Source organism: uncultured Mailhella sp. (genome assembly GCF_947631555.1).
In the GTDB taxonomy this organism is placed as follows: Bacteria; Desulfobacterota; Desulfovibrionia; order Desulfovibrionales; family Desulfovibrionaceae; genus Mailhella.
Genome location: NZ_CANRLT010000062.1, coordinates 1 through 14,617, shown reverse-complemented (window position 1 = coordinate 14,617; position 14,617 = coordinate 1). Strand labels below are relative to the sequence as shown.

General features: G+C 53.5%; 10 protein-coding genes. 9 read left to right on the top strand and 1 reads right to left on the bottom strand.

Going from position 1 to position 14,617, the window contains the following annotated elements; genetic code table 11:
• The first annotated feature begins 219 nt into the window (after positions 1-219).
• From Q0Z94_RS08760 to mutM, 7 genes are all read left to right on the top strand, one after another.
• Positions 220-3,330: an SNF2-related protein gene (locus Q0Z94_RS08760; protein WP_298068843.1), complete on the top strand. Its 3,111-nt coding sequence runs from the start codon at positions 220-222 to the stop codon at positions 3,328-3,330.
• A gap of 27 nt (positions 3,331-3,357) precedes the next feature.
• Complete coding sequence (locus Q0Z94_RS08755) at positions 3,358-4,746, top strand: hypothetical protein (protein WP_298068841.1); 1,389 nt, start codon at positions 3,358-3,360, stop codon at positions 4,744-4,746.
• A gap of 129 nt (positions 4,747-4,875) precedes the next feature.
• Complete coding sequence (locus Q0Z94_RS08750) at positions 4,876-6,264, top strand: SEL1-like repeat protein (RefSeq protein ID WP_298068839.1); 1,389 nt, start codon at positions 4,876-4,878, stop codon at positions 6,262-6,264.
• Between the two features lie 478 nt (positions 6,265-6,742).
• Entirely contained in the window at positions 6,743-7,414 is a 672-nt protein-coding gene (locus Q0Z94_RS08745) for a Crp/Fnr family transcriptional regulator (RefSeq protein ID WP_298068837.1), read from the top strand.
• Between the two features lie 273 nt (positions 7,415-7,687).
• Positions 7,688-8,146: a NapC/NirT family cytochrome c gene (locus Q0Z94_RS08740; protein WP_298068835.1), complete on the top strand. Its 459-nt coding sequence runs from the start codon at positions 7,688-7,690 to the stop codon at positions 8,144-8,146.
• Positions 8,139-9,674, top strand: coding sequence for an ammonia-forming cytochrome c nitrite reductase subunit c552 (locus tag Q0Z94_RS08735; RefSeq protein WP_298068833.1), 1,536 nt, complete (start codon positions 8,139-8,141; stop codon positions 9,672-9,674). The genes Q0Z94_RS08740 and Q0Z94_RS08735 overlap by 8 nt, the downstream gene beginning before the upstream one ends.
• 304 nt (positions 9,675-9,978) lie before the next feature.
• On the top strand, positions 9,979-10,941 hold the full coding sequence (mutM, locus tag Q0Z94_RS08730; protein WP_298068831.1) for a bifunctional DNA-formamidopyrimidine glycosylase/DNA-(apurinic or apyrimidinic site) lyase: 963 nt from the start codon (positions 9,979-9,981) through the stop codon (positions 10,939-10,941).
• Here the strand turns inward: mutM and Q0Z94_RS08725 are convergent.
• A complete protein-coding gene (locus Q0Z94_RS08725; RefSeq protein WP_298068829.1) occupies positions 10,929-11,279 on the bottom strand; it encodes a hypothetical protein in 351 nt (116 codons plus the stop codon). The genes mutM and Q0Z94_RS08725 overlap by 13 nt on opposite strands.
• A 235-nt stretch (positions 11,280-11,514) precedes the next feature.
• Between Q0Z94_RS08725 and Q0Z94_RS08720 the strand changes: the two genes are divergently transcribed.
• Positions 11,515-12,789 (top strand): IMP cyclohydrolase, encoded by a 1,275-nt coding sequence (locus tag Q0Z94_RS08720; RefSeq protein WP_298068827.1) that lies wholly within the window; start codon positions 11,515-11,517, stop codon positions 12,787-12,789.
• 66 nt (positions 12,790-12,855) lie between these two features.
• A partial coding sequence (locus Q0Z94_RS08715) for a ribonuclease catalytic domain-containing protein (RefSeq protein ID WP_298068825.1) occupies positions 12,856-14,617 on the top strand: 1,762 nt, incomplete at its 3' end.

Sequence of the window (14,617 nt, the reverse complement as noted above, 5' to 3'; positions counted from 1 at the left end):
GCATCTCGGTACCCTCCGTTTTTTTTTGAAGGATAGCATAATCTCAAACATTTGTCATTATAAAAGTCAGTGTCTCCTTTAAAAATTTTTATTGACTCTTATGAATTTTGAGATAAAACTTAAATAGTGTGCAAATATTCTTAGTTGATTGACCTGTGTCACAGAGGTGTGATGTTCCTATCACTCCATTTTCTTAGTCTTTTTCTCCTGGAGTTGCCCATGACTCAATCGACGGCTATACCCTTTTCCAAGGGACAGAAATTCATAATTAAGAATCGGCCTGCGGACCATGTCGAATTCATAGAAATGCTACAAGCTAACTTTGCACGGGTTCGTTACACTAATGGTCAGATCAAGGTTTTGCCTGTTTCCAGCTTGGTGCCTGATGATGGAAATAATCAAAATCCACTTGTTCAGATTCAACGAGAATGTTTTGGCAGTATTTCCGATTTGAAGCGGCTCATCACGTTTGAAAAATTGTCTGGAACACTTAATGAAATCATCTACTCTATGGAAGCTGCTCAGATAGAATTTTTACCCTATCAATTTAAGCCTGTACTCAAATTCATCAATTCACCGACACAGCGTCTTATATTGGCGGATGAAGTAGGTCTCGGCAAAACCATCGAAGCAGGACTCATCTGGATAGAGATGCAGGCCCGCCGTCGAGGGAAAAGATTGCTCGTCATATGTCCGCCAACTCTGGCAGACAAGTGGGAAACTGAATTAAAGGATAAATTCTTTGTGGATGCCCGTTGTGTGGACTTCGTGGAATTCAAGAAGAACATCACGGAATTTCAGCGGAAAGGTGACGAGGAAGAGTTCGCACTCATCAGTACCTATTCTTCACTTCGCCCTCGCAAATCTGACCTGGACATACTACGCAAGCAACCAGATGGAAACGATGACGCTGCCATATCTGAGAAAGCACAGTTACTCAGAGAATTAAAAAATTGGGATGATCCTGAAGGTTTTCCCTTTGATCTTGTCATTTTTGATGAAGCACATTATATGCGTAATTCCAGCACTTCAGTGCATATGCTCGGCGAATGTCTTTCTGCAGCTGCACAGGGTGTTATTTGTGTTTCAGCCACACCAGTTAACAACAAAAGTGAAGATTTGCACTCTTTACTTTCATTTATAGATTCAGATTTTTTTTCATCACAGGCAACGTTCAGTGAATTAATAAAAGTCAATGCTGCAACGGTACATGCATCCGTTTGCCTTTCAAAGCATATCATTGATTTTAAGCAAATTAAAGACTACCTGCAAGGCATGGAAAACAACCGTTATATTCGAGACTCACCGCTTTTTGAACAGTTTAAGCAATGTGTGTCTCGGTTACAAAAAAATCAATCAACAGAAATTCTGGCCCAAGCTCAGGAGCTTGCAGAAAAATTAAATATTTTTAGTCAGTATATTAACAGAACATTGCGAAAACAGGTAAAGGAAGATCGGCCTCAGCGCAAGGCTAATGTGTACCAGATTGAGTACACTCCAGAAGAGCAAAAATTTTATAGGGCTATTGAAACATCTATTCGAGTCCGTTGTCAAAAGCAACAATCGAACTTTTCAATCTTTAACCTTATCAGCCACCAACTCATGGCAGCCAGCAGTCTTTCTGCCTATTCAGAAAGTCGTAGTGGGAAGGACGATGAAGAAAATCTCCTCTCTGAAGTATTCGACGAGCAGCTCAATGAGGATGATGGCCCCAAGGTAAAGGCATCCAGTCAAATGCCGAATATTCCCAGTTCAAGGCTACTTGCTGCCTGTGACAGCAAATTTGCCAAACTGATGGAGATAATTCAAGGATACGACAATGAACGTATCATTGTCTTTGCTTACTATCATGCCACGTTGCGCTATCTGTATAATCGCTTGAGAGCAGAAGGTAAGAAAGTAGGCATGATAAGCGGTAAACAAAGCATGGATGAGCGTTTGTCCGAAATAAGGAAATTTGTCAACGGTGAGGTTCAGATTTTGCTTTCATCAGAAGTGGGGAGCGAAGGTCTTGACCTTCAGTGTGCCCATATCATTATTAATTATGATATGCCTTGGAATCCCATGCGAGTTGAACAGCGAATCGGTAGAATTGATCGTGTGGGCCAGAAATCTCAAGTGCTGAATATTATTAATTTCAGTATTAAAGATACCATTGAAGAAAGGGTATATCAGAGACTCCATGAGAAATTGAGTATATTCTCCAGTACGCTTGGCGATATAGAGGCTATTTTAGGCAAAGAAATACGTGAACTGACAAAGGATTTATTTACCAAGGATCTCACCATTGATGAACAAAATGATCGGATATCGCAAACGGAACAGATTCTTTATAAAAAAATGAGTGATATGCAGATGTTGGAGGAACAGGGGGTTCAACTTCTAGGGCTTTCAGATTATATCCAACGCAAGATTAAAGAAGATCATGATCAAGGACGCTATATCAGTGCAGAAGAAGTGGAGAGCTATGTTCGAGATTTCTTTGGCCACTATTTTACAGGAACACTCATAAGACCTGATTCTCCTGAACCTGGATGTATGAGTCTTGAACTTTCTTCGGGAGCTCGCGCTGACCTTGATAGATTTATTAATGAAAATCATTTCACTAATGTCAGTAACTTGCGCGGGCAGACACTGAACATATGTTTTGACAGAACTATTTATAAAAAATTGTCTTCGTCTAAAAAACAGATTGTTTTAATTAATCATCTTTCGCCATTTATTCGGTGGATAACCAACTGCTATAGGGAGAATGGGCAAAGATTTTGCCGAACAGCAATTGCTCGTACGGACATTCACTCTTTGAAACAAGGCGCATATGTATTTAATGTATATTTGTTTGAGATATCTGGTATCTCTGTATTAAAAAAATTAAGCTACGGGATCATGAACATAGAAACAAAAGAAATATTTTCCCAAGGTGAAAGTGAGCAAATATTTAATGAGTTAATTAAACAAGGAACAGATTGGAATTATACAAATTATCCATCAGGAACTGCACTTTGTGATCCACTTAATATTCTTGACCAAGAACTTCAAAATCGTTTTATAGATGAAATATCACGGATGCAGGCAGAAAATGAAAATATCTATCAAATACGAAAGCAACGTATAGAAAAACTCTTTGGTTCTCGCATTGAGAATCTCAAGCAAACATTAAAATCTCTTGAAGCGAGAGATCCCAAGAATAAGGTGATACCTGCTTTCAAAGGTCGTATTCGGCGAACACAGGAAGCTATGACTAGGCAGTTGGACGAACTCAACAGAAAGAAGGCTGCCTTCGATCCTCAAGCGGGCAGTGTGGCTATGGGGTTCTTTATTAACAACTAACGTACAGATATAATTGGAGGAGAGAATATGGGTTCTGTTTTTGACTGGCTCAAAAAAACAGTTTTTTTTGAACCAAAAACTGCTCGAAATGCATATTACATTCAATTGGGGTTTGATTTTGGCACATCATATTCCAAGTGTGTATTTCGTGATCTTGAAAAGGAAAAGGCTTATGTATTTACCTTTGATCTTGGTGGCAGAAAGGAGTTTTTAATTTCCAGTACTATTATCTGTGAAAATAAAAAATTTTCCATAAATAAAGAAAATGAGCAGTACCCAACAAATGGACTTTGGCATATTAAAGTGGCACTGGCTGACCTTTCACAAAGAAACTTCAAGTCTCCAACGCTATCACGTATCAACAAGGTGTTTGGACTCGTGCCCGGATCCAAGGAGCAGGAAGCATTTGTAAAGGCCGCATGTCTCTTCTATTTGTCAAGAACTCTTCAATTTATCAGAAAAGGAATTTTTAAGCAATACTATGAGGACTTTGGAAAAAATTCACAGGATGACATGTATGTAACTATGGCTATCCCCGTCAGCAATTTGACTGATACGGCCACAGAAGATACTTTTTTTGAAATTCTCAAAAAAGCATGGGTGATTGCCTGTCAGCCTGAACCATTACCTGACACTGCCTCCTGCCAAGAAATGGAGATTGCCTTTGCACAGACTTCTGTCGAATCTGACGAATCATGTCATGTCTATCCCGAAGTCAGTGCCAATATCCAACCTTTTAGCATGTCTCCGCAATCACCTGGTGACTCGTCAAGAATTTATTTTGTAACAGATGTTGGGTCTGGTACCGTCGATCAGTGTTGTTTTACTCTTACAAATCGAAAGCAAATTGGAGAGAGAATTAATTATTTTAGTGCTCAGGTTTTTGAACTTGGCTCTGGAGTTATTGAACGTAGATGTGAAAAAGAGAGTAATCAAGGTGGAATAGAATATTGGCGCCAACAAAAAGAAAAAAATAGTATTATAAATAATAATATATTAAATACTATAATTAGAGAGCTTGCTAATGAACTTGAGAAAAAGATTCGCTCGGCAACATTCTCCCAATTGAAATCTTCTCTTAAAATTGACAATAAAAACAATAATAATCCTAAATACATTATCCCTATTACGACAGAAGACTCGATACGTCGTCTTGTCTATATCTTTTTCACCGGTGGTGGTAATATGGAAAATCCTTATCAAAAAAGTGTATTGGATGCTTTAGAACTAGAATTTAAATCACCAATAATTGATGGTACAAAGATTACTACCACTTGGGATCAAAGGGTAATATCGATTACAATTCCAGAGGATATAGTATTACCTGAAGGATGTGTTGACTGGATGAGAAGATTATATGTATCTTATGGTTTATCTTTTAAATATGAAAATCTTCCACACAACAAATATCCATAATGAAAAATTTTTGCTCTTTTTTTTCTTCAGCTTTGAAAAGTGTTTAAAATCTGACTTTTCAGAGAAAAGCCATCCAGACGCGGTACGCTGTCAAATGCCGCCATCCCGGTGGAAGACAGGAGGATGTCGATGAACAGCAAGGAAGAAGCAGCCTTTTCGGGAGATGCCAATATGCAGGCGTATCTTGGCGTTTGCTATGAACTTGGCAACGAGGGCTATCCCCAGGACTATCAGAAGGCACGGATGTGGTACGAAAGAGCAGCTCTTCAAGGACTGGCCGGAGCGCAGTATCTGTTGGGTTCACTTTACTATTTTGGCAAGGGCGTTCCGCAGGACTTCCGCGACGCCCGGGCATGGTTCGAGAGGGCGGCCGCTCAGGGGAATGACGATGCTCAGACCTATCTGGGCATGATGTATGCCCAGGGACAGGAAGTACCGCAGGACTTCCGGAAAGCCCGCAAGTGGTTCGAAAAAGCGGCGTTTCAGGGCAATGCCCGGGCGCAATTTCATCTGGGCGAGCTTTACTATTTTGGTCAGGGTGTACCTCAGGACTACCACACAACCAGAATATGGCTCGAACGGGCAGCGGCGCGGGGAAGTTTGGAAGCTCTGGCCTGTTTGGGGCATCTGTATAACTTTGGCCATGGCGTGCCGCAGGATTTTCAGAAGGCCAGAAGTTGCTACGAACAAGCGGCGGCGCTTGGAGATCCCCTGTCGCAGTACAATCTTGGCGTTCTCTACAGAGATGCCCAAGGTGGGCCGCAGGACTATCAGAAGGCGCGTGAATGCTTTGAAAGGGCGGCGGAGCAGGGCTATGCCAAGGCACAGTTTAATCTGGGAGTTTTTTACCATTCCGGACAGGGCGTTCCGCAGGACTACAGAAAGGCCTTTGAGTATTACATGAAAGCAGCCAGGCAGGGACATGCGGAAAGCCAAACACGGATAGGAATGCTTTACGGCAATGGTTCGGGCGTGCCAAAGGATTACCGAAAGGCGCGGGAATGGTTCGAAAAGGCCGCGGCTCAAGGCAATGCCAATGCTCAGACTTTCCTTGGCGACATATATTACTACAGCCTTGACGTTCCGAAGGACTGCCAGAAGGCGAAGCAGTGGTATGAAGCAGGTGCGCGTCAGGGAAATGAGCGAAGTCAGGCGATGCTGGGCATGCTCTACATGGACGGTGAGGGTGTTCCGCAGGACTACCAGAAGGCCCGCAAGTGGCTTGAGAAAGCTGCTGCTGCGGGACATGTCCATGCTCAGCTGTGGCTGGGCGAGCTTTATTACTATGGACGCGGCGTACCGCAGGACTACCAGAAGACACTGGAATGGCTCGAAAAGGCGGCCGAAAGCGGCAACGCCGAGGCGCAGTCAAATCTTGGTGTGATGTACCGTGACGGACAGGGCGTTCAGCGGGATCTGGAGACGGCGCTGCACTGGTTTACCCGTTCCTGTATCAACGGCAATCAGGACGCCTGCGAGGAATGCGTCGAGCTCAGACGCACCCTGGGAAAGCAGTGACGCCTTCCCGCAGAAAGCTTGCGTGTTTCGGGGCGTCCGTCCGAAAGGACGGTCCCCTCATGGTTCGGCTGCGGTAGATTTGTGGTCGGGGAAGGCATGGAAGGTCAGGCGTCCTGACTTGCATGCGGAGCGGTGTCTGTCTGGGCCGTGTTCGCAAGATGCTCAAAAATTCACGAATTGTGCCGAGCGGTGAACACGGAAGTCTCGTTCGCTGTTTGCGCGTATTCCTGCGAGGAGCGGCGTCGGATATTTTTGCGGCCGGTCATATTCCATCACTTGCCCCACGATGGCTTCACAAGTAGAATGTTTTCGGTAATACTCTGAATTTTATGATGTTTCTCGAAAATCTTTCTGCGTCGTCGCGTAGTTCTCCCCGTGGGACGGGCTTGCCGTCCCTGGGCGTGCATGGTAGCCTGAGAAGCTGTGAGGCGTCCTTTTAAAGGGAGAGCCTCTGCTCCTCTGAAAGAGGGTATGGAGCATGGCCGAAGAGCTTTGGGAACAGCTGCAGAACCGTTTTCAGGATCTGTCCGCAGAAGGGGCGCGCGCCCTGGCGGCGGTTTCGCGGTTTCGCATCTATAGCAAGGGAGAGTGGATCTTCAGCGAAGGTGTGCAGCTCTTTTCCGCCTATTGGCTTGAATCCGGAAGGGTGGAACTGATCAAGGGGACGCTTTCCGGCAAGGGTTCCATTCTGCATGTGATGTGCGCGGGGCGCTTCATTGATCTCTGCGCCCTTTTCGGCGGCGGAACGGCGTTTTATTCCGCGCTGGCGCTGGAGCAGAGCCGCGTTCTGCAGATCGAGTCTGCGGCGCTTCTGGCCGAACTTAAGGCGAACGCGGCCCTTTCGCTCAGGCTCATGCGGGAACTTGCGGCTCGTCAGCGCATGTTCATTAATAAGATATCAGCCTCGCAGGGCAAAATTTCGGTGCGCCGGCGTGTGGCGGGCTGGCTCCTGCACAAGGCGCGGGTCGAAGATTCTCCGGTGCTGAAAGACGACGTGACCCGCGAGGTACTCGCCGGACTTCTGGGGCTGTCCCGCGAGAGCCTCTGCCGCCAGCTCGGTCAATTCTCCCGCGATGGCGTGATCCGTCTGGAGCGCAAAAGCATCGTCATCACAGACGCGCAGGCCCTGCGCCGCAGTCTGGAAGAATAGCCGCGCCCGCCGTCATTTTTTCCGTCATTCCTTCTCCCCCCTTCCGCAGCGGCAGCCCCTTCCGCCAGCTTTTCGCACGGATACCCAGAAAATGCTTTTTGAACGTAAAAAACGAATACCTTCCGGACGAAAACAAACACCTTCACATGCTCTTTTTTTTCTTGTTTCGGTTGCTGTGATTTAAATCACAGTTTGGAGCTGAAAAATCGCCTATCCTGACTTTAATCCTTTTTTCAGCCGATTTTTTGAGCCATCGAGGAGTGGAGGAGAGCGATGGAAAAATCAAGGCTCAAGCCGTGGAAACTGCTGACCGCAGGCACGGTGTTCGGCGCCGCGCTGGTTCTGGCGGCCGCCGTGGGGATGCGCTATTCGGATTCGCGGCCGTTCTGTTCCGTCTGCCATGTGATGGAACAGGCAGCGATCACGCACAGCCGTTCCCCGCACGCCGACCTTGCCTGCAACGAGTGCCACGCGCCGCATAATCTTGTGGTGAAGCTGCCCTTCAAGGCCAAAGAGGGCCTGAGGGACTTCATTGACAACATCCGCGGACTGGATGCGCCCCTGCGCGCCGGACTGGAAACGCGGACGGTAATCCACAACAATTGTATTTCCTGCCACAGGGCGACGGTGCAGAATGTTGTGATGGCCAAGGAATACTGTTTTGACTGCCACAGAAGCGTGGCGCATCAGAAGAAAGTACCTGTCAGCTTCAGGGAGGCGGCGGATGAATAAGACACGCTTGACCGTGCTTGGCGCGGCGCTCGCCTGCGTGATGATGAGCGCCGGCTGCGACGACACCCATACAGTAAAAACGCCCGTTTTCAACACGGGGCTTCCCGCGTTCACCAATCAGGCGTCCTCTTTCGAGAAGATCTTCCCCCGGCAGTACGCCACCTACAAGCAGAACGATGAAAGCACGGTGATGACGGAGTACAACGGCTCGTCCAATTACCGCAAGAACGACAACGTCCATCAGACCCCGCCACAGGGGTGGAAACACGCCCAGCCGTATCTGAAGAATCTGTGGCTCGGCTATGCGTTCGCCTACGAGTACAATGCGGCCCGCGGCCATACCCACGCCGTTGAGGACATCCTCGAAATCGACCGCATCAACCGTTACGCGCCCGACGGCAAGGGCAATCAGCCGGCCACCTGCTGGAATTGCAAGACACCTAACATGGTGCAGTGGGTGCAGAAGGATGGCGACAAGTTCTGGTCGCGTGACTTCAACGAACTGCGCGAAAATTTCAACGTGTATGACGAAAGCATCAGCTGCGCTACCTGCCACGACACGACGAACATGGAGATGAAGCTCTACTCCATACCGCTTCAGGATTACCTGAAGCGCACGGGCCAGGACTTCGACGCCATGTCCCGCAATGAAAAGCGTTCCTTGATGTGCGGCCAGTGCCATGTGGAATACTATTTTGCCAAGGCTCCGGGCACGGTGCCGAACAAGCCCACCTTCCCCTGGGACAACGGCTTCGACGTCGAACAGGTTTATGAATACTACCAGGACAAGGGCGAGAACAACGGGCCGTTCGTCGATTTCGTCCATGCCGTTTCCGGAGTGAAGATCCTCAAGGCGCAGCATCCTGATTATGAAACGTGGAAGACCGGCCCCCACGGGACCGCCGGCGTGTCCTGCGCCGACTGCCACATGCCCTACCAGCGCGAGGACGGCAAGAAGTTTTCCAGCCACTGGTGGACTTCTCCGCTCAAGGATGCGGAAATGCGCGCCTGCCGCAAGTGCCACGCCGACAAGACACCCGAATACCTCCGCGGACGCGTTCTGGATACGCAGCAAAAGACCTTCGCGCAGCTCCTCAAGGCGCAGGAAGCCAGCGTACGCGCGCACGAGGCCGTGCGTCTGGCCAACGAGTTTATGGGTGAACGGAATGCCGAGTACGACAGCCTGATGGCCGAGGCGCGTGAAATGACCCGCAAGGGGCAGTTCTTCTGGGATATGGTCTCCGCCGAGAACAGCGTTGGCTTCCACAACCCCACACGCCAGCTTGACGCACTGATGAGTTCCGCCGAATACAGTCAGAAGGCCGTGGAACTCTGCCTTGCCGCCACCAACGGTGCGATTATCGCTGGTGTTTCCGGAGACATCACGAAGCTGGTTCCACCCATTCTGGAATTCAGCCGCGAGATGCAGATGGATCCCGAAGCGCTGAAGAGCCATACCTGGCTCACCTACATGAAGCCGCTTCCCAAAACGGAACGGGTGTGGGCACTCAATAAGCGCATCAAGTAAGATTCAGCAGCGCACACACTTTGAAAGCCGCCTGACGGAGACGCCGGGCGGCTTTTGTCGGCAGGGGCCGGCGGGAAGGAAGGGAAGAACGGGGACGATGGAACGGTGAGAAAAACAGATGCCCTCACAAACAGCGCAAAAAATTTCCCGCGGTTTCGTGCGGGCAAAAACATAGTGAAAAAAAGGTTGCGTTCCGCAGCAAAGACCGTCAGCATCTTCTGGGAGCGCGCAGGCATTCAGCTGCAGGCTGACATGGCAGGCGTTCGGACATGGAGAAGGTGGATATGGAAAAGGAGGAGCTGCGATGCCGGAACTGCCGGAAGTGGAAACTGTGGCCAGAACTCTGGCGCCTGAAGTGTGCGGCCGTGCCATCGTGCGGGCCGAACTCATCGGCAAAAGCGCATGGGAAGGCGGCATAGGGCCGGAAGCGCTGGAGCGGGTGCGCCCTGTGATTTGCGGAACCGGCCGCCGCGGAAAGCTCCTTTTGCTGTTCTTTCAGAGAACGGGAGAAGGCGTATGTTCTTCGCGTCCTACGCCGAAAGAGCCTGCCGTCCCCGATATGTCCGCACGCTGGCCGCTCATGTACACGGCGTCGGGCACGGTGCAGGCTGCGGAATATTTTCCGAAAGGGGCGGTATGGCCCGGCGAGCTTGCGGCTCTGGCCTTTCACCTGCGCATGACGGGGCGGGTTTTCGTCTTCGACGCGGACGTCCCTGCGGGGCCGCACACGCGGGCCGTGTTCACACTGGACAACGGTCGGCAACTTTTTTTCGATGACGTCCGTAAGTTCGGCCGGATTCGGTGCGTCTCCCTGCCGGAACTGCCGGCATGGAACTTCTGGAATGCCCTGGGGCCGGAGCCTCTGGAGCTGTCCGGTGAGGCGTTTGCGTCCCGCTTTGCCTCAGTTCGTCCCGTGAAGACGCTGCTTCTCGATCAGTCCGTGGTGGCGGGTGTGGGGAACATCTACGCCTGCGAGAGTCTGTTCCGGGCGGGCATACGACCCGACACGCCGGGCAGGGCGCTCAGTCCTTCACGTCTGAAAACGCTGCACGCCTGTCTGAAGGAAATACTCCTCGAAGCCATCCGAGAGTGCGGCAGCTCCATCCGGGATTACCGCACGGCCCGCGGGGATGCGGGGGCGTTTCAGAACCATTTTTGCGTCTACGGCAGGGCGGGCGAGCCGTGCCTTGCCTGCGGCTCTACGCTCCATTCCGTGCGCATCGCAGGCCGGACAACGGTGTTCTGCCCGCACTGTCAGCTGGGCTGAGGCTTGCTGCCGGGGCGGAAGGGAAGCACTTTTGCCTTGGTGGGCTTTGGAGCCGGCGCTTCCCGCCTGGGCGGTCTGGACACGAGGCGGTGAAGCGGCGAGTCCATTCCGGGAGACTGCTCCGTCTGGAGAACGTGGGATTCCATCCAGCGGGTGTTGAACAGCCGGTTCTTGAGCGTGGGAGCCTGGAGGAGCGTCAGGATGATGGCGGCCTCTTCCCATTCCTTCGATGCGTCGAAGTCCCTGACGCGCTGGACGTACTTGTCCCACAGAGCCATGAGGGACGCCTCGTCCATGGCGTTGAGCCAGCGGGCCATTTTCAGCAGCATATGTTCCATACGGTTCCTCCGTGCGGCTTGCGGAGGCAGTATAGTTTTTTTTCGAGCTTCGGGCAATGGGGCAGCGCCCAGTTTATTCCCGTCACTCTCCGCTTCCCCACCCCTTTTCGCCGCAGGGTGAGCAATTGCCCGCCGGGGCTTTTTATGCTATGAATCTTTTTTTTGCGAGGAGCGCGGTCTGCCGTCGGGGCGCGTCCTTCCTGCCGGGTCATCACTTCTACCATGCGGAGCTGACATGAGCGACCTCAAAGACATGTATCGTACCATCGTTGCGGACGGTTTTCCGGACACCATGACTGTTACCCTCGGGGACAGTGTCCTCACTTTCCGTAAGCGCACCTGGGAAATGGGCGGCGAAGTGCGCGGCCTGCGCTACGGCGAGAATCCTGATCAGCCTGCCGCGCTGTACGAATTCGTGGAAGGCAGGAACAGCGTCGCGAACCTCACCTGGCGCGCTCCGCACCAGGGCATCGTCTCTTCGCTCACCGAGGCGCAGATGGTGCAGGCCGGAAAGCACCCCGGCAAGACCAACCTCACGGATGTGGACAACGCCTGCAACATCCTTCAGTACCTGACCCGCCGTCCGGCCGCCGCCATCCTCAAGCACAATAACCCCTGTGGCGCGGCCTGGGCCGGCACGCTGGCTGAGGCACTGGAAAAAGCCTTCTGGTGCGACCGCATCGCGGCCTTCGGAGGCGCGGTGGTGGTGAACCGCCCCCTGGACATGAAGAGCGCCGAACTCATCGCCTCGCAATATTTTGAAGTCGTGGCCGCGCCTTCCTTCGAAGCGGGCGTGCTGGACGTGATCAAGAGCCGCAAGAACCTGCGCATCCTCGAACTGCCCGGGCTGGCGCACCTTGACGAGCTGTGCGGCGTACCCATGCTCGACTTCAAGAGCCTCACCGACGGCGGCATTATCATCCAGAAATCCTTTGTGAACCGCATCCGCAGCGTGGAAGATTTTCTGCCCGCCACCGGCGAGAAGAAGGACGGCACGGTGTTCACCGCCCGCAAGCCCACGCCTCAGGAGGCGGAAGACCTGCTCTTTGCCTGGGCTGTGGAAGCGGGGGTGACCTCCAATTCCGTGATCTTCGCCCGTGACGGCGCGACCGTAGCCATCGGCACGGGCGAGCAGGATCGCGTGGGCTGCGCTGAACTCGCCATCCACAAGGCCTATACCAAGTACGCCGATGTCCTCGCCTTCAAGCGTTTCGGCCTGTCCCTCTACGAATTGCAGCAGAAGGCGCTTGCCGATGCCGAAGCCGCCGCGCAGCTCGAGGCCGTCCAGAAGGAGACCCGCGAGGCCAGGGGCGGACTGGCCGGTTCCGTGGTGGTGTCCGACGGCTTCTTCCCCTTCCGCGACGGCGTGGACGTGGTCATGGCGCAGGGTGTCACGGCCATCGCCCATCCCGGCGGCTCCATCAGGGACTGGGAAGTGGTGCAGGCCTGCAACGAGCATCAGCCGCAGGTGGCTATGGTCTATACCGGGCAGCGTTCCTTCAAGCATTAACCGGGGCACGGCGGAATCTTCCGCCGTCCGGAGCTGAAGGCTGCAGTCAGAAACAAAGGAAGCGTCATGGCAGCGATCACGCAGTTTCCCGGAGCGGGCTGCATCGTTGAATTTCTCCTGGGGAACGAGGTGCAGATCGCCTGGATCATGGAGGAGCAGAAGGGCAAGCTTCGTCTTTTCCTGCCCAACCGCAGGGAGATGAACCTGTCGTCCGCACGCATTCTTCCCTGGGCCGGGCCGGTGTACGGCGCAGGGCAGAGCAAGGACGCAGTGGTGGAGCTGCTCAACCGCCACCGTGAGCGCCGCGAGCGCCTGAGTGCCGAGGCCGCGCCCGTGGAGCTTTGGGAAATGGCGCAGGGCGAAGTGTCCAGCGCGTCCGCGGAGTGGTTTGCCGAACTCGGTTACTCCAGTCCCGATGCGGACACCGTGGCCGCCTGCGGCCGGGCACTGTTGCGCTGCAAGACGCATTTCCGCTTTCAGCCGCCAGAGTTCGAGATCTACGACGCCGCCACGGTGGAGGCCCGGCGTCAGGCCGAGGAAGCGGCCCGTCTGCGCGAAGCCATGATCTGCGGCGGCGCGGACTGGTTCCGCAGGCTCTGGGAGGCACGCACCGCCAGAAAGTCTGCCCCCGCCCCGGAATCCGCGCCGGAAGAGCCGGTGCGTTCCCGCCTTGAACACATGCTGCGCACCCGCATCACGGACCCCGAGACCGTGGAGGACGACACCCTTTGGAAGCAGGTGACGCGCGGGCTGCCGGACGATCCTTTCCTGCCGCTCTTGCTCGCCGAAAGCTGGGGGCTTGTTCCCGAACATTACAACTACTGGCTGGATCGGGCGGACTACGCCGCAGGGACGGACTGGGAGCAAGCCTTCCGCGGAGAGACCGAAGCCCTTGCTGCCGCCGTCGCCGATCCGTCCCGCCTGCCTCCGGCCGGCGATGAGACCTTCATCAGCATCGACAGTGCGTCCACGCGGGACATTGACGATGCCTTCACCATCGCCGCGGCGCAGGACGGCGGCTGGGACGTGCAGGTGGCGCTGGCCTGTCCCGCCTGGTTCTGGGATTTTGAAAGTCCTCTGGGCAAGGCCGTGGCTCATCGAGCCTCCAGCCTGTACCTGCCCGAGGGGACGTACCATATGATGCCCGGAGCTCTGGGCGAGGGGGCCTTCAGCCTCTTTGCCGGCGAGCGGCGGCCCGCACTCATCGTGAGCGCCCACGTCGCCCCGGACGGCGCAATGAGCGGGCAGGGCTTCCGCGTGGCTTCCGTTGCTCTGGCCCGCAACCTCAGCTATCCCGACTGCGACGCCGTGCTGGATACCGGTGCGGACAACCCCGCCGCACCCTATGCGGAACAGCTCCGCCTGGGCTGGGAGATGGGGCAGCGCCGCCTGGACTACCGCATTTCTCAGGGCGCGGTCATCATTGAGCGGCCGGAGCTGGACTTCGTCCTGCAGGGCGAGGGCGCGGATGTGACCGTGGACATCAGGGAGCACGAAGCCGCCCCGAAGTCGCAGCTTCTCGTGGCCGAACTCATGATTCTCGCCAACGCCGCACTTGCGGCCTGGGCTGTGGAGCGTCAGGTTCCGCTGCTCTTCCGTACGCAGGATGTGGCCGTGCCGCGGGAATACGCCGGGGTGTGGCGCAGTGCGCCGGACATCGCCCGCGTGGTGCGTTCCCTGGCGGGGGCGTCTCTCGATGTGCGCCCCCGTCCCCATGCGGGCATGGGGCTTGCGGCCTACAGCGCGGTGACTTCACCCCTGCGCCGCTTCCCCGATCTCGTGAATGAGGCGCAGCTTCTCAGTGTGCTGGCAAACGGCAGGCCGCGCT

What these genes read in the sequence shown, in the direction of transcription:
- Q0Z94_RS08760 (WP_298068843.1), top strand. Translation starts at nt 220, where the DNA reads ATGACTCAATCGACGGCTATACCCTTTTCCAAGGGACAGAAATTCATA.
- Q0Z94_RS08755 (WP_298068841.1), top strand. Translation starts at nt 3,358, where the DNA reads ATGGGTTCTGTTTTTGACTGGCTCAAAAAAACAGTTTTTTTTGAACCA.
- Q0Z94_RS08750 (WP_298068839.1), top strand. Translation starts at nt 4,876, where the DNA reads ATGAACAGCAAGGAAGAAGCAGCCTTTTCGGGAGATGCCAATATGCAG.
- Q0Z94_RS08745 (WP_298068837.1), top strand. Translation starts at nt 6,743, where the DNA reads ATGGCCGAAGAGCTTTGGGAACAGCTGCAGAACCGTTTTCAGGATCTG.
- Q0Z94_RS08740 (WP_298068835.1), top strand. Translation starts at nt 7,688, where the DNA reads ATGGAAAAATCAAGGCTCAAGCCGTGGAAACTGCTGACCGCAGGCACG.
- Q0Z94_RS08735 (WP_298068833.1), top strand. Translation starts at nt 8,139, where the DNA reads ATGAATAAGACACGCTTGACCGTGCTTGGCGCGGCGCTCGCCTGCGTG.
- mutM (WP_298068831.1), top strand. Translation starts at nt 9,979, where the DNA reads ATGCCGGAACTGCCGGAAGTGGAAACTGTGGCCAGAACTCTGGCGCCT.
- Q0Z94_RS08725 (WP_298068829.1), bottom strand. Translation starts at nt 11,279, where the DNA reads ATGGAACATATGCTGCTGAAAATGGCCCGCTGGCTCAACGCCATGGAC.
- Q0Z94_RS08720 (WP_298068827.1), top strand. Translation starts at nt 11,515, where the DNA reads ATGAGCGACCTCAAAGACATGTATCGTACCATCGTTGCGGACGGTTTT.